Here is an 18558-nt window from a genome sequence, read left to right as displayed (position 1 = left end):
CCCTAAACCTGCATGAAACTGGTGATCTGAACGCCGTTCGCCGTAAGCCGCGCATGGATTTCGCGCGCCATGTCGACAGCCCCCGCCGAGTCCCCGTGGACACAGATGGAGTGCGCGTTCAATCTGATCGGGTCACCGTCGACCACCGGCATCAAACCGCTGTCAAGAAATGACAACAACCGATCAGCGGCTTCTTTGGCATCATGAATCATCGCGCCCTTCTGCCCCCGTGGCACAAGCTGCCCGGATGACAGGTAGCCGCGATCCGCAAAAATTTCCGAAAACACCGGTGCGTTGGCGTCACGGGCGGCGGCCTCCCCCAGCGTTCCGGAAATCGCGAGCATGGCAAGTTTGGGGTCGATGTGTTGCACCGCTGCGACGATGGCCCCTGCCACGTCCCTGTCGCGCGCAGCAAGATTGGCAAGCGCGCCGTGGGCTTTCACATATGTCACCGGCACGCCGACTTGCGCTGCGATGCCCATAAGCGCGCCGATCTGCGCGGCACACATGCGGCCAATTTCAGCGGGCGACATGGGGATCACGCGCCGCCCAAACCCTTCGCGGTCATTATAGCCGGGATGAGCCCCCACATTGACCCCCCTGTCCTTCGCCAAAGACAGGGTGTGGAACATGGTCTCGGGGTCACTCGCATGGCCGCCGCAGGCCACATTGGCCGAGGTCACGATCGACAGCATCTCAGCGTCGTCGCCCATCGCCCAAGGTCCAAAGCCCTCGCCCAGATCAGAGTTAAGATCGATACGCATCATCTACCTTTATTGCAGGAACTTGGGCAGGAAAAGCGCGATGCTTGGGAAAGCGATCAACAGGAACGCCATGCCAAGCATTGTCAGGCAATAGGGAAGCGCGCCCAGCATCACCTCGTTCAAGCTGCCGGATTTCCGCGCGCCCTGCACCACGTAGAGGTTCAGGCCAACCGGGGGCGTGATCAAAGCCATCTCGATCAAGACGATCATCAGGATGCCGAACCAGATCACATCATAGCCCTGCACCACGACCATGGGCACGATGATGGGGATTGTTACGACCATGAGTGACAGGGTTTCGATGAAGAAACCCAGCACGATATAAAGCACAACAACGACCAGGATAAAGCCAATAGGCGACAGGCCGAGCCCCTCCATAAAAGTCGTCAATTCACGGCCCAGCCCAGCGGAGGCAAGCGTGAAGTTCAGGAAGGATGCGCCAATCACAATCAGCATGATCATAGAGGTGATCTTGACGGTGCCAGTCAGGCTTTGTGTCAGCATGTCCCACGATACCCCGCCAAAAGCGAAGGCAATCAGGAACGCGCCCGCGACACCGACCGCCGCCGCTTCTGTCGGCGTGGCCCAACCGCGGTAGATGGATCCGACAATCAGTCCGAAAAGGATCAGGATCGGGATCAGGTCGACAAGTGCCCGCAACATCTGCGGAAAGGGAAACGTGCGGCGCACGCCCCCCAAATCAGGCCGGATCGTGCAGATGACCGCCGTGACCAACATAAACGCTATCGCGAGGGCGATGCCGGGGATCAGTCCGGCAAGGAACAGCTGCGGTATCGAGGATTGAGTGAGAAACCCGTAGACGATCAGATTGATTGATGGCGGGATCATGATGCCCAGCGTGCCGCCTGCCGCAATCGCTCCGGAAAAGAGCTTTGGGTCATATCCCAGCTTTTCTGCTTGTGGCATGGCCACCGTGGCCACCGTGGCTGCTGTCGCCACGGATGAGCCTGAGGTCGCTGAAAACATTGTCGCGGTGGCGACATTGGCATGCACCAATCCGCCCGGCAGCCAGGACACCCAGCGATCCAAGGCGGCATAGGTCCGTGTGGCGATACCGCTGCGCACCAGAATTTCGCCCAGCAGCACGAAGAATGGGATCGCGATCAGGGTGGCCGAGTTCGACGCCGACCACACCATGTTCCCAAGCCCTCGTGTCAGCGGGAAACTGGAAAAGAATGCGTCAATACCAAAGCCAAGCAGGAACAGGACGATACCGACAGGAATGGACAGCGCCAGCAGGCCAAGAAGGCCGATTGAGATATAGCCGATCATTGCAGTGTCTCCTGTTCGGCGAATGCGCCGACAAAACTTTCGGTTTCTTCATGGCGCCGCTTCAGCAGAAGGCTGAGCGCCGCAAGCGATGTCAGGGTCGACATCACGGCAAACCAGACCCAGCCTGCAAACCAAGGCAGTTGCACCCAAGCCAGCGGCGTTTCCAACGGCGTGTTGGCCCGCGAGCCGTTGGAAATTGACCGTTCCAACACGGGCCATGCTTTGATGGCAATTGTGATGACCACACCGGACATCACGATCATCGAGAAGACATCGAAAAGTGCCTTGGAAAAGCTCTGGAATCTGGACCGAAGCAGATCAATCCGCACATGGCCCAGTTCCAAAAGCGTAAAGGACATGCCCCAAGACGTGGCGAGCGCCATGGCATAGCCCGCAATCTCCTCTGTGCCGCCAAGGGACGTACCGATCTGGCGCATGATGATGTCCGCCAGCACGAAGGCCGCGCAGAGCAAAAGACCAAAGCCAACGACCAGCGCCACCTTTTTGTTGAGCGCCCGCAGGCTGTCTATCATCTTTCTTTCCATTTTCGGTACGTCCCCTGTTTCTGGTCCTAGTTGATTGTCACGCCGACAACTTGGCCAACGCTGTCGTTCCAGCGTGCAGCCCAGTCACCACCGGCGCGCTCGGCCCATTCTGGCAGCACTTCGCTGGTGAGGATCTCACGGGCGCGATCGAAATCCGCGTCGCTGACGTCAACCAATGTCATGGACCGGGCTTCACCCGATGGGCATTCGCCATTGCCTGTCAGGCAGGCAATGTCATTGACCAGCGCGTTTTGCGCGCTCGCCCAAGCGGGGTCTTCAAAACCACTGACGACTTCGCTGGTGATCAGGGCTTGTGTGTCAGCGCTCAGACCGTTCCACTTGTCCAGGTTGATCGCTGTCACAACTGAATCCCAGCCACCCAAGGGGATGGGCAGCAAGTGGGTGGACACTTCCCACCAACCCGCGCTGTATCCCGAACCGGCGCCGGTCACGGCACAATCGACGACACCATTCTGCAGTGCGCCAGGCACTTCAGCGAAGGATACATTCACGCCTTCGGCACCCAATGCTTCAAGCAGTTTAGCGGTCATACGGCCAGAGGCGCGGACTTTCAGCCCCTCGAGATCGGCAAGACCAGAAATCTCGTGGTTACAGAAGACGACCTGTGGTGGGTATGGCGCGATGGCCAGCACATGTGCGTTGAAGCGGTCGTGAAAAATGTCCGTAACCATAGGACGCGCGGCATCCACCATGGCGCGGGCTTCGTCCGCCGTCAGCGCCAGCAACGGCACATCGAGCCCTTCCAGCTCTGGCGCATCGGCAACGGCGTAGTCCGCCACCGTCATCGCCACATCGTAAACGCCTTGACCAAGCAAAGGATAGATATCGCCAAGCCCGAGGCTCATTTGGTTATGTGTGGTCAGTTCGACCGTCAGGTCACCGCCGGACGCTTCGGGCAGGGTCGTGCCCCAAAACGGCACTTCGTATTCATTGTGCAGCGGCAAGCTGGACCAGCTTCCCACCACGGACAGGTTTTCAGCGAAAGCCGGAAACGCAAGCGCGCTGCTGGCTGCAAGAATGGCAAGTGTATTTTTCATTGTCGTTTTCTCCTTGTTGGGTCGTTTTAGTTATGCGTGAGGATTGTGGTTTCGGCGTCTTCCGCAACATCGGCGATCAGCATGTGACCGGGCGAATGGGTGATACAGATTGGAAGGTCCGCAGCCAAAAGAACATTCTGTGGGGTCACGCCACAGGCCCAATAGACCGGGATTTCACCGGGCTTGATCTCGACCGTGTCCCCCCAATCGGGGCGCGACAGATCAGCAATTCCGATTTTCGCGGGATCGCCCACAGCAATGGGGGCTCCATGGGCCTGCGGGTATCGCCCGCAAATCTCGCGGGTCTGGTCAATTTGCGCTTCGGGGATCGGGCGCATGGTTACAACCATCTTGCCGCCAAAACGGCCTGCAGGCACAAGATCGATGTTGGTGCGGAACATCGGAACGTTCAGCCCCTTTTCGATATGCCGAACCGGGATATCATTGCGCAAAAGTGCATTTTCAAAAGTGAATGAGCAGCCAAGCGCAACTGTTACAAGGTCATCTGTCCAAACATCAGAGATGTCGGTGACTTCTTCGCTGAGCGCGCCATTGCGAAATACCCGGTATTTTGAGACGTCCGTGCGAATGTCGATGTCATGGCCCAGTGTCGGCAAGGCCGGGTCGCCAGTGTCGCTGACACCCACGATTGGGCACGGCTTAGGATTGCGCTGACAAAACCGAAGGAAATCCAGAGCGTATTTCTCAGGTAGTATCGCAAGGTTGCACTGAAGCTTTCCCGCCGCCAGCCCGGCCGTATGGCCATCATAAGACTTGTTCCGAATTGCCGATCTAACCTCGGCGGCCGAAGACGCGACCAAGGCGGTATGTGAAACTGATCTTGGCATCAATCTGGGCTCCCCTTGTGTGTATGCGATCATCACACAGGGCAGCACCTTCAATCAAATTATCAATATGCATCACCATCGATAAATTTTTTTGAATTTAGTTTGGATGCGTCTTGTCCCAGACCTCGGCCACGTCGCGGGCGATTTTAGCACTGTTTTCAACAAGGAAGCTACGGGGCTCTGACAAGTACGACGCCGTGAACGATAGTGGCGTGGGGCGAAAGCCCGGATCAAACTCGACGATTTGCCCGGTCCCCAGAAAATCATTGGCCAACGCACGCGGATAGGGTCCGACAGCGATTCCCGCGGCGATCATCTTCAAACTCGCCGACACCGATGCAGAGGTATAGACACGGAGTTTGGGCCCGATCCGGCGCGATAATTCTGACATGAGCTCGCGATAAGGTCGTGTCTTGCTCGAATAGGAAATGATCGGAATTTTGCTCAATTCGGTCTGTGGATTTGTCGTCGAACGATACCAGTGCAGGTCAAAGGGCGGCAAAACGACGTTCTCGACCGAGAACTCTGAAACAGGGCCCATCAAAAGCGCAAGATCAAGCTTTCGTTCAAGAAGTTCCGAGCGCAGATTGATGGATATGTCCACGGTAAGATCAACATTTACGCGCGGATATTGCTCACTGAAGGCCTTCAGAAAGTCCGGCAACCATGCCTGTGCTATCGTTTCAGACGCGCCAACACGGAACAGCCCGTCTGCTTCGGATGGGTTTGCGACGCGCTGCTTGATCTCCTCTTCGACGAACAGCATCTGCTCTGCGTAGGCAAGCAGAAGCGTGCCGTGTTTCGTCAGGACAAGCTCCCCCCGACCGCGCTCAAACAAAGGCACGCGCAATTCCTGCTCCAGATTTGAGATACGGGTCGACACGGCCGGTTGCGACAGGTTGAGCCGATCAGCCGCCTTGCGAAAGCCCCCCAACCGCGCCACCCACAGGAAGGTCTTTATTTGATCAAAAGTCATAGCGTATTCATATAATGTATCGGTCGAACCGCAAAGCCTTCGACAGGGCACATCTAACACGTCAGATCGAAAGCCCAGCCTGTTGAATGCACCAGTCGTTGCAAACAATGCGGCCAATGTCAGGCTTACCCGGCACTGCGGTCGCTGGCGAGTTGTAAGAACACGGCATCTCTTTTAATTGGACGGATCAAAGGGAAGTCTACTGGTTTGCATTTGGTAAACCAACTACGAATGACCATTGGTTCCTGTATTGGGGCCGGCCACCATCAGTGGCATAGCGGTGTTGCGGCACCTGTTTGAAATCAAAACGAATCTCTCGCTAGACCGTATCACCCTGCCGCAGTCCAAAACCCGCTTCCGATCTGATTCCGGATTTCTCGGGGCGGTTTCCACTGCACCTCAGATTTGCGCAAGATATTGATTTTAATGTAAAAGTGGTGCCCCCACACGGACTCGAACCGCGGACCTACTGATTACAAATCAGTTGCTCTACCAGCTGAGCTATAGGGGCACTGGTGCGCATTTAAGGGGTTCTGCGACGGGGTTCAAGTAAAAGGTTTAGCTACGACTGGCGCGTGCCATCAAGGCCACCGCGCACAGACCGACGGCGATGACCATGAGCGCTGGTGGCGCGGCTTGCCCCAATTGCTCAAGCGAGGCTTGCTCGTAGACGCGCGTGGCCAACGTGCCGTAGTTGAAGGGGCGCAGAAGCAGGGTTGCGGGTAGCTCTTTTACGCTATCCACAAACACCAAAAGCAGCGCTGTGCCAACTGAGCTTCGGATGAGCGGCACGTAAACCTCGGACAAGGCCCCACGGGCAGAGCGGCCCAATGATCGGGCGGCCATCGGCAGGTTGGGCGAAACACGTTCGATCGCGGCGTCAGCAGCCCCCTGCGCGATAGCAAAGAAGCGCACACAATAGGCGTAGATGACCGCGAAAGCTGTGCCGGTCATCATCAAGCCGGGATCCCAACCGGTCAAAGCCAGAACACCGTCGGCCAAAGCGTTGTCAGTTGCGGCCATAGGGATCAGGATCCCGATCCCCAACACGGCGCCGGGCGCTGCATAACCGATGGTCGTCAATGGCATGAGTTTGCGGGGCAGCGAATGGCCCGAAAGCCGCACGCCATAGACCAAAAACAACGCTGCAGTTACCGTCACCACGGCAGCGATCCCGCCAACAGTCAACGTGTGCAACAACGCCGAAGCCAGTCCATTGGACAGCCAATACTCTGGCTTGGCGACCGCATGGCCAATCAATACACCCACCGGCAGGACAAAACCCACCACGAAGGGTATTGCGCAGGCGATCAGGGCGGCAACGCCGGGCCAGACGGACAGCGCGCGCGCTTCGACGGGGCGGCTTTGGCGCGACATGCGGTAGAACCGGCTGCGTGAGCGGCTGGTTTTCTCGAGCGCGGCCAGCAGGAACACAAAAACCAAGATCACCATCGCGATCTGCGCCGCCCCGCCGGCATTGTGACCTTCCAGCCAGACAGTGAAGATGCCGGTGGTCAGGGTCTGTACGGCGAAGTAATCTACTACGCCGAAATCAGATACTGTTTCCATCATCACGATGGCAACACCTGCCGCAATGGCTGGACGCGCCAACGGCATGCCGACGCGCCAGAAACGAGCGAACGGACCGGCGCCAAGCGCTCGCGCGACTTCGTATGCGTCTCCCGATTGTTCACGAAACGCGGCGCGCGCCAACAAGAAAACATAAGGGTTCAAAGCCGCCGTCAGAACCACGACAGCCGCCCAGCGCGATCGGATTTGCGGAAACCAGTAATCTACGGCGCTTTCCCAGCCAAACACGGCCCGCAGCCCTGTCTGAACAGGTCCGGCATATTCCAGAAAATCCACCAAAGCATAGGCACCCACATAGGCGGGGATGGCCAGCGGCGTTAGCAACAGCCATTCAAGCCAACGCGCGCCGGGAAACCGGTACATGGTAATCAGCCATGCCGACCCGGTGCCAACAGCGGCCGACAGGCCGCCCACCGTCACGCATAGCAGCAGAGTGTTTGAAACGTAGCGCGGCAGTGTCGTATTCAGCAGGTGCGGCCAGGCATTTTCGACCGGAGTCAATGCCAGCCAGACGATTGATAGGATTGGCAACAAAACCAAAATCGCAATCGCCAATGCCCCCACTGACCAAAGGTCCGGAAGCCGGTTTGCACGCGGCGGCGCCTCAATCTGAGTCTTTTGGTCAGTCATCAATTGTCCGTTTAGCCTGAAACAGGTTTAACTGTCCAGAAATCCGCCATATGTTTCATGAGGTCGAGCGAAACAAAGGTCATACCTGAATGCAGATTTCTATCCATCTTGGGGCCCATTGCACGGATGACGACCAATTGATCAAGTCACTGTTAAAAAGCAGCGGTCAGCTGGCAAAGGAAGGCGTCTCTGTGCCCGGCCCTGGGCGGTATCGCGGCCTATTGGCTGATGCTCTGGTCAAACTACAGGGCGCGCGCGCGGATGATGAAACACAAGACATGTTGCTGGATACCCTCGTCGACAGAAGCGATGCCAAGCGGTTGGTGCTTGGGCACAAAAACTTCTTGGGCGCTCCGCACCGGTCGATCGAACACAACCAACTTTATCATCTGGCGGAACGAAATACCTTTTGGCTACGTAACCTTTTTGCAAATCACGACGTAAGTTTTTTTATTGGAATGCGTAATCCGGCAACTTTCGTGCCAGCGATACTGAAAGAGGCGACTGAAATCGACCGAGGTGCGCTGCTCGCGCAAGTTGAACCGCGCGGGCTGTGTTGGTCGGACATGCTGCACACCGTTCGCGAGGCCAACCCCACCACGCCGATTACCGTCTGGTGCAACGAAGATACGCCGCTTCTTTGGCCTGAAATCATGCACGACATTGCAGGCGTAGACGACAAGATGCCTCTGGATGGTGCACTGGATGTCCTAAGGCAAATCATGGTGAGTGACGGCTTCGAAAAGATGCAAGAGTATTTAACGATGACTACTATCTCAAGCCCAGAACAACGCAGACAGGTCATCGCAACTTTTCTGGAGAAGTACGCGATAACAGAAGAAATCGAGGAAGAAATTGACCTTCCGGGGTGGACCGAAGACCTGATCGAAGAGCTGACCGATGCCTATGATCATGATCTGGACGAAATCGAACGCATTCCGGGCGTGACGCTCCTAATCGCCTGAAATGGTGCCAGAAACACGAAAGCCCGCCGAACTGGCGGGCTTTGTTTTTTGTGGGCGTAGCTTACATGCCCAACGCTTCTTTATACATCTCCAGCACCGCTTCTTCTTCGGCGATATCGTCCTTGTCGCGTTTGCGCAGCGCAATAACCTTGCGCATCACCTTTGTGTCGTAACCGCGCGCTTTCGCCTCGGCCATGACCTCTTTCTGCTGATCTGCAAGGTCTTTCTTTTCCATATCGAGACGTTCAATGCGCTCGACGAACTGGCGAAGTTCATTGGCTGTTACTCGGTAGCTGTTGTCGGCCTGATTATCGTCCATGTGATCCTCTTAATCGGGTTTCCCCTGACTAGCCCGTCCCCCCGCCCGCTTCAAGGGTCGCATGCGTGTGTTTGCGATGTGTCGCCGGGGGTTGCGCCGGTAGCCCTCGCGCGCTAGGCGATCTTCACAGAAAAGGAGAGCGCCATGGAATGGCTGATCATCATCGGAGCAATCTTGTCGTTTGTCGGGCTTGTCGGATTGCTCGCTAGCGCGTTCAAGGTCATGAAAGCCAAACGTGAAAACCTCGAAGACGCTGAACTGCGTGCCCGCGTCCAAAAGGCGATGGCGCTGAATATGGGCGGGCTGGCTCTGTCCGTCATTGGTTTAATGTGCGTGATCCTGGGCGTGTCGCTGTCCTGACAAAGGTCCGATGGACACGTCGTGCCTTCCCCGGTCAGTCGTCATTCATGTCGCTGAAATGGCGTCCGTTCTTGATCAAATCAGCAAATAACGGTGATGGTGCCCAGAACTTGGGCTCCTCCGACTGATAAGATTTCAGTGCATTCTGTACGCTCAACAATCCCCGCTGGTCTGCGGCCATCATCGGCCCGCCGCGGAACCGTGGGAACCCATAGCCATACAACAAGACCACGTCGATATCTGACGGGCGAAGCGCCACGCCCTCTTCAATCAGACGTGCCCCTTCATTGGCCATCGCGTTCAGGCATCGCTGCTGTATCTCGTCGTCAGAGAACGTGCGCGGAGTGATACCTTTCCTGCGCCGCTCATCTTCAATGATCGCCAACGCTTCCTGATTTTCAACCGGACCAAGCCCGTGGCCGTGGACGTAATAGCCCCGGCCCGCTTTTTGCCCAAACCAGCCTTCTTCGCACATCCGGTCGCCTATCGCGACATAGCGATCTTCCGGGTCGCGGGTTGCGGCAAGACGCTTTCGGCGCGCCCACGAGATATCAAGCCCGGCCATGTCCAGAACCTGATACGGTCCGACCGGGAAGCCATAGGCCCGCATAGCAGCGTCGATCTGCGCAGGGCTTGCGCCATCTTCCAACATGAAATCTGCAGCCAACCGATAGGCCGCCAGAATGCGATTGCCGATGAATCCATCCGCAACACCCGCCCGCACCGGGACCTTCCGCAGCTTCTTGGCCAGTGAAAAGCCTGTGGCCACCACATCACGGTGGGTTTTTTCACCGACCACGATTTCGAGAAGCTTCATTATGTGTGCGGGGGAAAAGAAGTGATAACCGACCACATCCTCGGGTCGCGAAATCGTTGCAGCCAGCGCATCAATGTCCAGATAGGACGTGTTTGTTGCAAGAATGGCGCCGGGCCGCATCGCCTTGTCCAGTTGCTGAAAAACGCCGCGCTTTACATCTTCGTCTTCGAACACCGCTTCAATCACCAGATCGACCTGCGACAGGCGCTCCATGTCCGTCGTGCCCTGAAGCCGCGATAGACGGTCATCGGCAGCCGCTTGATCAATGCGTCCTTTGCCGACGGATTTTTCGTAGTTGTCCTTGATCCGGTCGATCCCTCGAGCCAGACCTTCGTCATCACGTTCAACAAGGGTTACGGGGAAACCCGCATCAAGGCACGTGATGGCAATGCCCGTGCCCATGGTGCCCGCCCCAACGACGCCGATCGTGGACACGTCGCGCACATTGGCCCCGTCAAGTTCCGGTACTTTCGCAGCGCGGCGTTCCGCAAAAAAGGCGTGACGCAGTGCGGTCGCCGCAGCCCCGGTTTCGCAGTCATCGAAACATTGGCGTTCCAGCGCAATCCCGGCGTCGAAAGGCAACAGAAGCGCTGCCTCGACGCAATCCACGATGCAGCGCACGGACGGTACAAAATTTCCCGCGACGCGCGCGCGCCAAGATCTGATCGCCTCCGAGAAGGCAACCGGATTTGACAACCCCTCTTCCCGGTCACGGGTCGGGCGCGTTGGGCTTTTTTGGGCGATCATGTTCTTAGCCGAAGCCAGCGCAGCCCGATCAAGGTTGTTGTAGATAACCTTTTCGATCAAACCCATTTCTGCGGCCCGTTCTGCCGTAACAGGTTTGCCGCTGATCATGAGATCCAAAGCTGCATTTGCACCGACGATCCGGGGAACACGCTGCGTGCCACCACCGCCGGGCAGGACACCCAGATTGACTTCGGGTAATCCCAGCGTCGAACCTTGCAAAGCTATTCGGTAATGGCAGGCCAGAGCAAGTTCGAAACCGCCGCCCAGAGCGTGGCCATGAACGGCGGCCAGCACTGGCTTTTTGCAGGCCTCAATGCGGGCGCAGACATCGGACAGAATGGGCGCTGCCCGAGGGCGACCAAATTCGCGCACATCGGCGCCAGCAGGGAAGGTTTTGCCCTCTGCCGACAGGACAATGGCACCAACACTTTCGTCATTGTCGGCGCGCTCAAAAGCCTCCAGCAAACCCTCACGGATGACCTGACTCAGCGCATTTACCGGCGGATTTGAGATCTTGATGCGGGCCACGCCGTCGACGACGTCGTATTGAACCTGTGCTGTCATTTGCGCCTCCGTTCCTGCCTGCATCCAGTCGCCAGATTTAAGCGCCTTTTGTCAATGGCCTAGGGGCGAAAACTCAAGCATTACCGACCAATTGGTCGATAATGCTGCGCGCCGGACACATTTGATAGAGCAAAAAAGGCTCCCGCCACGGCGCAGCTTGATTTCGTCAGACCGGCATGTTGTCGAACAGATCGTCCGCGTCATCTTCTTCAAGATCGGCTTCGAATTTTCGAAAGTCTTCCGGTACAGGCTGACCGGTCTTTTCAAGCTCCGAGATCTTCTCACGCAACTGCTCTTGCAGCACATGGCGGTCTTCGGGTCTTTTGGCGATTTCATCCAGGATCATACTGATCGAGGCTTTCAGCTCTTCAAATGCCATTTTATCCTCCATGGGTCATGTTTATGGGCTTAGGTTGGCAGAGCGCTTTTTCGCGCGATCATCAGGCGTGTTTAGCGGCGCAGTCGCGGCAGAACGGCGTATGGGGAACGACATCAAGGCGTTCTGGTGACACTTCGACACCGCAGGTGGTGCAGAAGCCGAACTCGCCCTCGTCCATTCGCGCCAAGGCTGCATTGATCTTGACGATCTCATCTTGCCCGGAGTTGCCCAAACCTTCAAGGACCTCATCCTCTTCGCGTTCGACTGCCAGTTCTTCCCAATCTTTGGATTTGTGACTTTCCAACTCTTCTTCGATCTCATGCAACCGCACATCCAGCTCTTTCAAGCGCGCCTGCAAAATGCTCCGATACTTACTCACATCAACCATAGCGTTTCTCCTTCATAGGCCGATATTGGAACCTAGAACGCTTCGTTACCTTGATGCAGGTCAATCAGATTGGGGCTGGGTCTGCCACGGGCTGCTCAGCTGTCAAAGCAGGTTGCTCAATGGCGTTTGGCGACCGCTCAGCGTCCATCGGCAAACCGGGCCCGGTATCGCCTTTTTGTGAGGTTTCTGTCGCCTGTGTCGCCATGACATCGCCCGGCTTTTCCTGACCGATCCGAAGCGCGCGCTGCCCCTTTGCCTGACCTAACCGGCACGCGGTCAGCGCTTGCCCCGCCATATCCTCAAGCGCAACGTTGCAAAGCGCATCGCGTGGCACGTTCAGGGTCATACCAGGGGTGAGCGCGGTCAATTCATCCAGTGCCATGTGGACACGGTGAAGCACTGCATTCAACTCGGCCCGAGCCCCCATAATGATGGCCGGCGCTTCTTGTTTTGACGCGGAGATGGCTTTTCCATCCGCCTGCCAGTGTTGGCTGGCCGCAGCGAACGGCAAAAGTAATGACAGCGCACCACGCTTCCCCCCGCCGCCCAGTTCAAGTTTCGTCTGAAACCGGCGATAGGGTATATCCGGCAAGAGCATCGTTGCAGCACGGTAATCGACCAGTCGAACGGCAAACCGAAACCCGCTGGTCAATGCGGCGATCGGCAATTGCGCAGCGCTTAACTCCGCCTCCAACGCCTCCAGAACAGTATCAATGAAGTCAGCGCACATCGCCGCATCAGTCCGGGTTGCCGCGCGGAGTGGGGCCGGTGCCGGCAACACACGCCCGATCGTCTGCATCTCAATCAGTCCAGCGATCAGATTGGGATCGGCAACCAGCAGCCCAAATCGGCTTTCTGGACCTTCGATCAATGCCAATAAGTCGGAGTCCGAAAATTGACCGTCGAGCGCAGACAAGACGACGCGATCTTCTGAAACCTCGTCTGCGGTTAAGACAAGCCCTGCCGTCGCCTCACCGGCGCGGGCAAGCGCTGCACGCAGCGCGCGTGCCGCTGTCGCCGGAGGGATCTCAGGCGGCGGGTGGCGCGCCTCCGCCTTTTGACGGATCGCACTGATCTTGTCGGGCTCAGCCATGTCTGGTCCGTTCTGGTCGCATAGACTCAGACTTGCCAAAACAAGGTTTACATTTGATTTATTTTCAGGCGCTGTGAGGGATTTTTTCCAACGGCAACGTAACCCGAAACGCGGCACCGCGTTGTCCTGGGAGATAGGTGATTGACCCGCCCAACCTGTCCATGACCTCGCGACAGATTGCAAGTCCAAGCCCGGCACCACCTGCGGCTGCATTATCGCTTAGGCGCGAGAATTTCTCGAAGATTACGCCCTGACTCTTGGTTGGGATACCCGATCCATTATCCACAAAATCAATGCGCAACGCACCGCCCCGCTCGCCCACCCGAATAGTAAGACGCTTGAATTTCGCGTCCCCGTATTTGGCTGCATTGGCAATCAGGTTGATGAACACCTGTGCCAGCCGGTCAGTGTCGGTCGTAATGATGATTTGCTCTCGGGAGTGTTCACGGTGGATGCGCAGATCTTCAGACGCAATCAGGGACTGGGTAGCCGCAACGGCGCGATCCAGTACCTTCGACAGCACCTCGCGTTGCGGGTACAATTGCACCTGACCGTTTTCCAGCACACTGAGGTCAAGAAGGTCATCCAGAAGGCGCGTCAATCGCACGGCTTCGTCATGAATGATCGACGCGTGTCGGCCCGCCGCTTCGGCATCCTTGGTCCCACCGTCGCGGAGGATTTCGGAAAAGGCGCGGATCGACGTCATCGGTGTGCGCAATTCGTGGCTGATCTGGCTTAGAAATGCGTCTTTTTGAATGGAGAGTTGCGTCAGCTTGTCATTGGCCGCGGACAGCTGGCGCGCAGTGGTAGTCAGTTCCTTCTGTTTTTCCTCCAACTGGGAAGAATAGACCAACATCTGCTGAGTTTCGTCGGCCACAGCCATCAAATCATCGGCTGACACTGTAGTCCCCCCCATGATCTGGGCGATCATCGCATGCGCTGTTGCCGCCCCGACCGACCCAGAGAGCTCACGCTCCAACCGAGCGATAAAATCGGGCGTTGTATCCGGCAGGTAGCCCTCTTTCCCTTGCGTACTGGCTTGGGTCTGAAAGAGAGTTTGCGCTGCATCAGAACCCAAAGTGCGCTGTGCCATGACCAGCAAATCTTCGGCGACGGCAGAAGGGAAATTGCCACCTTGTGTTGATTGCGTCTGCTCCAAAACATTCACGAACTGCGCGCCCTGCAATCGCTCTAACGGTTTGGGAAAAGACATCAGCGACACGCCGATGAAGGCGAAACTGTTCAAAATGGTCGACCAGAAAATCGCATGCACAACTGGATCAAGCCCCGTGACACCGAAAAGCGCCTGCGGTTTCAACCACGCGATGCCCAATGGCCCATCAGCGATCAAAGCGGCACTCATCAAGCCGGCATCTCCGAAGCTGGGAAGAAACAGCGTATAGGCCCAAACGGCGAACCCGGTTATCAAACCGGCTGCTGCGCCATTGCGTGACGCGCCGCGCCAGAACAGGCCACCGGCCATGGCGGGAAGAACTTGTGCAACACCGCAAAACGAGATCAAGCCAATCGCTGCTAGTGCCGTGCCGCCGCCGGACATCCGGAAATAAAGGTAGCCTAGCACCAGCACCCCGATGATCGACAAGCGCCGCGATGCCAACAGAACTTGCCGCACATCACCGGATTTCGTCACCTCTTCAGGTCGGATCGAAAGCCAAAGTGGCATGATGATGTGGTTCGATACCATCGTGGCCAGTGCGATCGACGCGACAATGACCATTGAGGTCGCCGAACTGAACCCCCCAAGGAAGGACAGCATCGCAAGGCCGTCCCGGTCGAAATGCAGAGGTATGGTCAGAACGAACAGATCCGGGTTTTCACCCGCCGGAAGCGTACCAAGCCCGACAACGGCAATGGGCACGACAAAAAGGCTCATCAAAAAAAGATAGGTAGGAAAGGCCCAAGAGGCGACCGCCAGTTGCCGCTCGCCCAGGTTTTCGACCACCAGCACGTGAAACATACGCGGCAGGGTTAAAAAAGCAGCGGCGGACAGAAATGTTAGCCCCACCCAGCGACCGCCGGTTATCGTCCATGCTCCGTCCGGTGCGGCCAGCATCGCCTCGTCGACGGCCTTCGCAATGCCCGAAGGACCGCCTCCGACACCCCAGACAACGAAAACCCCGACTGCCAACAGGGCAACCAATTTCACGACCGCCTCTACCGCGATGGCGGTTACGACGCCGTGGTGGCGTTCGTTGACGTCAAGGTTACGGGTGCCAAAAAGGATGGTGAAAAGGGCCAGTCCGCCCGCCACCCACAAGGCCGTCGCATCCAGATCTGGGACATTCCACCCTGCCGACCGATCTCGGGCAAAAACCGAAAAGGAAAGCGTTACGGATTGCAGTTGCAGCGCGATGTAGGGCGTGGTTCCGATCACCGCGATCAGCGTCACGATGACGCCCAGCAGGTTCGATTTGCCATATCGGGAGGACAGCAAATCTGCGATCGACGTCACGCGCTGCGCACGCCCGACTCGCACGAGCTTGCGCAGAAACCACCACCAGCCAATCATCACCAGCGTCGGACCCAGATAGATGGTCACAAATTCAAGCCCGGACCGCGCCGCATAGCCGACTGCACCATAGAAGGTCCATGCCGTACAGTAGACCGACAGCGATAGCGTATATATCAATGGAGAGTTCAGAAAGCGGTTCTTGTTGCGCGCGGCACTTCTGTCCGCGCCAAAAGCCACAAGAAACAGCAAGATCACGTAAAGAAGACAAACCGCCACCAGCGTATTAAAGCTGAGCATCAGTCCGTCCCTTCACGCTGCGGTGTTGGCACAGGTTCCGATGGCGTGGGCGAAGAGGTGTCACTGTCCGGGTTGTGCGACAAGTCTGGCCAGCGGTTCAATCCCCGGGCGATCATGGCCGTCGCGACGATGAGTCCAAACCATGCAGCAAACAGATAAATACCCTGACCGGCGGTGCCTGCATCCGTTGCCAGAAGAGGCAGGAGAAACAGAAAAACACCCAAAATCGGCAACAACCGCGCAGCGTCTTCCAACCTGCGCCGCCGATAGCTCTGCCGCGCTAAAAACAGGGGTTCGCGCCTGAACCTCATGCGGACGTGGGCCGCTTGGGCAGATTGGCAATCATCCAAAACACCATAGCGTGCCTATCCCGGCACAAGCTGGTTCAAAGTTTCCAAAACCTCTGCGTTCGAAAACGGTTTTGTCATGAACCGGTTCACACCAAGACGCTCGGCCTGTTCGCGGTCGGTGCGTTGACCGCGCGCGGTCAACATCAACACTGGCAGCCTGCGCGTCAGGTCGTTCGCACGTAGGTCCTGCAAAATATCATAGCCAGACCGACCCGGCAGCATAACATCCAGGATCAGGGCGTCAGGCACCGCATCCAGCACGACCTGCACGGCCGTTTCGCCGTCGCCATGTGTGGTGACGGCCCAGCCGTCACGACTTAGGATGAAGCTGATTGCCTCGACAATATTTGGTTCGTCTTCGATGACGAGCACCTGTTTTGTCATGTGTCCCTCCGCTCGGGCGGGCCGCCGCCTATCCCTTGCAGGTGAATATCGACAATGCACCGACTCATGTCAAAACAAACCACGCCAACGAATGCTTTAGGGCGGATATGATTTGAACGGCAAGGAACACCCTTTCCGACCATCATGCTGTATCGGCGGACAATAGAGAGGCCTCACGCCGGGCGGCGCAGTCCGCGCGCGGGCAGACACGGCAGGACGACCCGACCGGCAAAACCGGGCGCTCAGCACTGTTGGCCGCTGCTTCATCATACGGCTCGATCAACATCACCGCTTCAAAAACGGGCGGCTGGTCGAAGCGTAACGCCTCGCGCGGCAAGCAAACGGCCTGACACAGGAAACGCCGCGAGGTAGGCCCGGGCATTTCGACCACCGCGCGCAACGGGTGGCCCGGACGGCTCAGGGCTTGATACAGCGGCCAAAAGGGACACGCGGCACCGAAACGCGGCAGCGCGAAGCCGGGGAGAGCTTTGCGCAAGATGATTGTGCCCGACCCGTCGCACGACACCAGCCCAACCGGTTGTTCATCGGCTTGGGCCGGAACGAATGCCAGTCGGCGCAAGACCGAAGGCAAGGGCTGCCGAAACCGGTCCGCCAAACGGCTTGGGTCACCCGCCAACTCTGCACGCGCGGCCTGAAAAGCAGGCAAAGGCATCGCGACTGCATCTTCCACATAACGTTGAAAGTGGTGGCGCGCGAAGTCTTTGGCTGCAGCGGTCGCCAGCCGTCCCGCCTTCGCAATCAGCGCCTCGATCTTTGCGTTGATGTCGTGAGGAGTCGCGGCACCCAACCCTTCCAGTTCTGAAATATGGTGGTCTCGACGATCCAGAAAAGCTGCGAGTTCTTCGCCCGGCACAACCGGGGCCATGTCTTGATCCGCGCCTGCATCAAGGTATTCGACCAACCCTTGTGCGGCACTGGACAACCTGCGCCCCTCATCGCGCATATTGCCCAAGAACCGCTGCTGCCATTCGGTGTCGAGATCTGCGCCACCTGTCAAAATGCTGACCGTTGATCGGATCGCCGTCACCGCCGAGATCACTTCGTGTAATGACGCGGCAAGTTCGGGATCGTGGGTCAACCTGTCAGACAACGCGTCGACCAATTGCTCCAAATCCTGAATGCGCTGATGCTGCGCTGCAATCAGCGCAGACCACCCCGGAAACCGTCCTGCCAGATCTTCCGAGCGGTGAGTTTCCGGGGAAAGATCGGGCATCCTTTGCCCTGCCTCACGCAATGCACCAAGTAGCGCAACCTCAGCCCCTTCGATCAACGAGCGCGGCTCGGTTTTCAACTCACGGGCCAGGTCTTGCAACAACTCGCCACCAGCACGGCGGCGGTTGTGCTCAATCAGGTTCAGATAAGCAGCAGAAATACCAACGGCTTTGGCGAGAGCGGATTGTTTTTGCCCAAGAAACAACCGACGCTCGCGTATGCGGCTTCCTGTGAGACGAGACTGCGGCATTATACTTCTCACATTTTGTTCGCTTCAGTTTTTTCTTCTTGCTCGTTTTACAAAAATACTGCCGACTTTTTTGTTTTTTTACAAGAATTGTGTCTGGTTAAAGCTAGTTGGCTTCAAATTTTCTATTCCGCGAGCAGCGATCTAGGAATCAGTAAATCAGCGCGAACGTCGCAAACGCCGGTAGATTCGTGACTGCTGCGTAAATGTGTTTCAATTTGTATCAGCCCTGAATTGG

At 57.2% G+C, this 18558-nt stretch carries 18 protein-coding genes and 1 tRNA gene; 2 read left to right on the top strand and 17 right to left on the bottom strand.

The genetic code is table 11. From position 1 onward, the window contains the following. Nucleotides 1-2: 2 nt before the first annotated feature. The 8 genes from K3556_RS05440 to K3556_RS05405 form a co-directional block, all read right to left on the bottom strand. A complete protein-coding gene (locus K3556_RS05440) occupies nucleotides 3-767 on the bottom strand; it encodes a LamB/YcsF family protein (protein ID WP_260518712.1) in 765 nt (254 codons plus the stop codon). A gap of 6 nt (nucleotides 768-773) precedes the next feature. Further along, on the bottom strand, nucleotides 774-2057 hold the full coding sequence (locus tag K3556_RS05435) for a TRAP transporter large permease (protein WP_260518711.1): 1284 nt from the start codon (nucleotides 2055-2057) through the stop codon (nucleotides 774-776). Beyond that, on the bottom strand, nucleotides 2054-2602 hold the full coding sequence (locus tag K3556_RS05430) for a TRAP transporter small permease subunit (protein ID WP_260518710.1): 549 nt from the start codon (nucleotides 2600-2602) through the stop codon (nucleotides 2054-2056). The genes K3556_RS05435 and K3556_RS05430 overlap by 4 nt, the downstream gene beginning before the upstream one ends. 26 nt (nucleotides 2603-2628) lie before the next feature. Beyond that, nucleotides 2629-3660, bottom strand: coding sequence for a TRAP transporter substrate-binding protein (locus K3556_RS05425; protein ID WP_260518709.1), 1032 nt, complete (start codon nucleotides 3658-3660; stop codon nucleotides 2629-2631). A 26-nt stretch (nucleotides 3661-3686) separates the two neighbouring features. Next, nucleotides 3687-4508, bottom strand: coding sequence for a putative hydro-lyase (locus tag K3556_RS05420; RefSeq protein WP_260518708.1), 822 nt, complete (start codon nucleotides 4506-4508; stop codon nucleotides 3687-3689). Between the two features lie 97 nt (nucleotides 4509-4605). Beyond that, on the bottom strand, nucleotides 4606-5484 hold the full coding sequence (locus K3556_RS05415) for a LysR family transcriptional regulator (protein ID WP_260518707.1): 879 nt from the start codon (nucleotides 5482-5484) through the stop codon (nucleotides 4606-4608). A gap of 435 nt (nucleotides 5485-5919) precedes the next feature. After that, nucleotides 5920-5995: transfer RNA gene (locus tag K3556_RS05410), tRNA-Thr, on the bottom strand. A gap of 47 nt (nucleotides 5996-6042) precedes the next feature. Then, nucleotides 6043-7704 carry an ABC transporter permease gene (locus tag K3556_RS05405; protein WP_260518706.1) on the bottom strand — a complete coding sequence of 554 codons (1662 nt, stop codon included), beginning with the start codon at nucleotides 7702-7704 and terminating at the stop codon, nucleotides 6043-6045. Nucleotides 7705-7793: 89 nt separating this feature from the next. On the opposite strand from K3556_RS05405, the gene K3556_RS05400 reads away from it, so the two are divergent. Next, nucleotides 7794-8669, top strand: a complete 876-nt coding sequence (locus K3556_RS05400) for a hypothetical protein (protein ID WP_260518705.1) — start codon at nucleotides 7794-7796, stop codon at nucleotides 8667-8669. Between the two features lie 61 nt (nucleotides 8670-8730). On the opposite strand, the gene K3556_RS05395 is transcribed toward K3556_RS05400, so the two are convergent. After that, a complete protein-coding gene (locus K3556_RS05395) occupies nucleotides 8731-8988 on the bottom strand; it encodes a DUF2312 domain-containing protein (protein ID WP_247036681.1) in 258 nt (85 codons plus the stop codon). 144 nt (nucleotides 8989-9132) lie between these two features. Here K3556_RS05395 and K3556_RS05390 point away from each other — a divergent pair, with 144 nt between their 5' ends. After that, complete coding sequence (locus K3556_RS05390; RefSeq protein ID WP_260518704.1) at nucleotides 9133-9348, top strand: hypothetical protein; 216 nt, start codon at nucleotides 9133-9135, stop codon at nucleotides 9346-9348. 34 nt (nucleotides 9349-9382) lie between these two features. Here the strand turns inward: K3556_RS05390 and K3556_RS05385 are convergent, their stop codons facing one another. The 8 genes from K3556_RS05385 to K3556_RS05350 all read right to left on the bottom strand — a co-directional run bounded on the left by K3556_RS05385 (nucleotide 9383) and on the right by K3556_RS05350 (nucleotide 18323). Further along, nucleotides 9383-11476, bottom strand: coding sequence for a 3-hydroxyacyl-CoA dehydrogenase NAD-binding domain-containing protein (locus K3556_RS05385; protein WP_260518703.1), 2094 nt, complete (start codon nucleotides 11474-11476; stop codon nucleotides 9383-9385). A 166-nt stretch (nucleotides 11477-11642) separates the two neighbouring features. After that, nucleotides 11643-11855, bottom strand: a complete 213-nt coding sequence (locus tag K3556_RS05380; RefSeq protein WP_260518702.1) for a hypothetical protein — start codon at nucleotides 11853-11855, stop codon at nucleotides 11643-11645. Nucleotides 11856-11916: 61 nt separating this feature from the next. Then, the gene (locus K3556_RS05375) at nucleotides 11917-12243 is read right to left on the bottom strand and encodes a TraR/DksA family transcriptional regulator (protein ID WP_260518701.1); all 327 of its coding nucleotides are present in this window, start codon (nucleotides 12241-12243) and stop codon (nucleotides 11917-11919) included. A gap of 64 nt (nucleotides 12244-12307) precedes the next feature. Beyond that, a complete protein-coding gene (locus K3556_RS05370; RefSeq protein ID WP_260518700.1) occupies nucleotides 12308-13336 on the bottom strand; it encodes a FliM/FliN family flagellar motor switch protein in 1029 nt (342 codons plus the stop codon). A gap of 64 nt (nucleotides 13337-13400) precedes the next feature. Next, a complete protein-coding gene (locus K3556_RS05365; protein WP_260518699.1) occupies nucleotides 13401-16106 on the bottom strand; it encodes an ATP-binding protein in 2706 nt (901 codons plus the stop codon). Then, complete coding sequence (locus K3556_RS05360) at nucleotides 16106-16417, bottom strand: hypothetical protein (protein ID WP_260518698.1); 312 nt, start codon at nucleotides 16415-16417, stop codon at nucleotides 16106-16108. The genes K3556_RS05365 and K3556_RS05360 overlap by 1 nt, the downstream gene beginning before the upstream one ends. A gap of 54 nt (nucleotides 16418-16471) precedes the next feature. Continuing rightward, nucleotides 16472-16840: a response regulator transcription factor gene (locus K3556_RS05355; RefSeq protein ID WP_260518697.1), complete on the bottom strand. Its 369-nt coding sequence runs from the start codon at nucleotides 16838-16840 to the stop codon at nucleotides 16472-16474. Nucleotides 16841-16982: 142 nt separating this feature from the next. After that, nucleotides 16983-18323, bottom strand: a complete 1341-nt coding sequence (locus K3556_RS05350; protein WP_260518696.1) for a helix-turn-helix domain-containing protein — start codon at nucleotides 18321-18323, stop codon at nucleotides 16983-16985. Nucleotides 18324-18558 lie beyond the last annotated feature (235 nt).

The organism is Aliiroseovarius sp. M344, assembly GCF_025140835.1.
Classification (GTDB): domain Bacteria; phylum Pseudomonadota; class Alphaproteobacteria; order Rhodobacterales; family Rhodobacteraceae; genus Aliiroseovarius.
This window is presented reverse-complemented; position numbering and strand designations above follow the sequence as displayed.

Bases quoted from the DNA above. Each gene is read 5' to 3' on its own strand.
- K3556_RS05375 (WP_260518701.1), bottom strand. From the start codon at position 12,243: ATGGTTGATGTGAGTAAGTATCGGAGCATTTTGCAGGCGCGCTTGAAA.
- K3556_RS05395 (WP_247036681.1), bottom strand. From the start codon at position 8,988: ATGGACGATAATCAGGCCGACAACAGCTACCGAGTAACAGCCAATGAA.
- K3556_RS05435 (WP_260518711.1), bottom strand. From the start codon at position 2,057: ATGATCGGCTATATCTCAATCGGCCTTCTTGGCCTGCTGGCGCTGTCC.
- K3556_RS05420 (WP_260518708.1), bottom strand. From the start codon at position 4,508: ATGCCAAGATCAGTTTCACATACCGCCTTGGTCGCGTCTTCGGCCGCC.
- K3556_RS05425 (WP_260518709.1), bottom strand. From the start codon at position 3,660: ATGAAAAATACACTTGCCATTCTTGCAGCCAGCAGCGCGCTTGCGTTT.
- K3556_RS05440 (WP_260518712.1), bottom strand. From the start codon at position 767: ATGATGCGTATCGATCTTAACTCTGATCTGGGCGAGGGCTTTGGACCT.
- K3556_RS05370 (WP_260518700.1), bottom strand. From the start codon at position 13,336: ATGGCTGAGCCCGACAAGATCAGTGCGATCCGTCAAAAGGCGGAGGCG.
- K3556_RS05350 (WP_260518696.1), bottom strand. From the start codon at position 18,323: ATGCCGCAGTCTCGTCTCACAGGAAGCCGCATACGCGAGCGTCGGTTG.
- K3556_RS05380 (WP_260518702.1), bottom strand. From the start codon at position 11,855: ATGGCATTTGAAGAGCTGAAAGCCTCGATCAGTATGATCCTGGATGAA.
- K3556_RS05355 (WP_260518697.1), bottom strand. From the start codon at position 16,840: ATGACAAAACAGGTGCTCGTCATCGAAGACGAACCAAATATTGTCGAG.
- K3556_RS05415 (WP_260518707.1), bottom strand. From the start codon at position 5,484: ATGACTTTTGATCAAATAAAGACCTTCCTGTGGGTGGCGCGGTTGGGG.
- K3556_RS05430 (WP_260518710.1), bottom strand. From the start codon at position 2,602: ATGGAAAGAAAGATGATAGACAGCCTGCGGGCGCTCAACAAAAAGGTG.
- K3556_RS05360 (WP_260518698.1), bottom strand. From the start codon at position 16,417: ATGAGGTTCAGGCGCGAACCCCTGTTTTTAGCGCGGCAGAGCTATCGG.
- K3556_RS05400 (WP_260518705.1), top strand. From the start codon at position 7,794: ATGCAGATTTCTATCCATCTTGGGGCCCATTGCACGGATGACGACCAA.
- K3556_RS05365 (WP_260518699.1), bottom strand. From the start codon at position 16,106: ATGCTCAGCTTTAATACGCTGGTGGCGGTTTGTCTTCTTTACGTGATC.
- K3556_RS05405 (WP_260518706.1), bottom strand. From the start codon at position 7,704: ATGACTGACCAAAAGACTCAGATTGAGGCGCCGCCGCGTGCAAACCGG.
- K3556_RS05390 (WP_260518704.1), top strand. From the start codon at position 9,133: ATGGAATGGCTGATCATCATCGGAGCAATCTTGTCGTTTGTCGGGCTT.
- K3556_RS05385 (WP_260518703.1), bottom strand. From the start codon at position 11,476: ATGACAGCACAGGTTCAATACGACGTCGTCGACGGCGTGGCCCGCATC.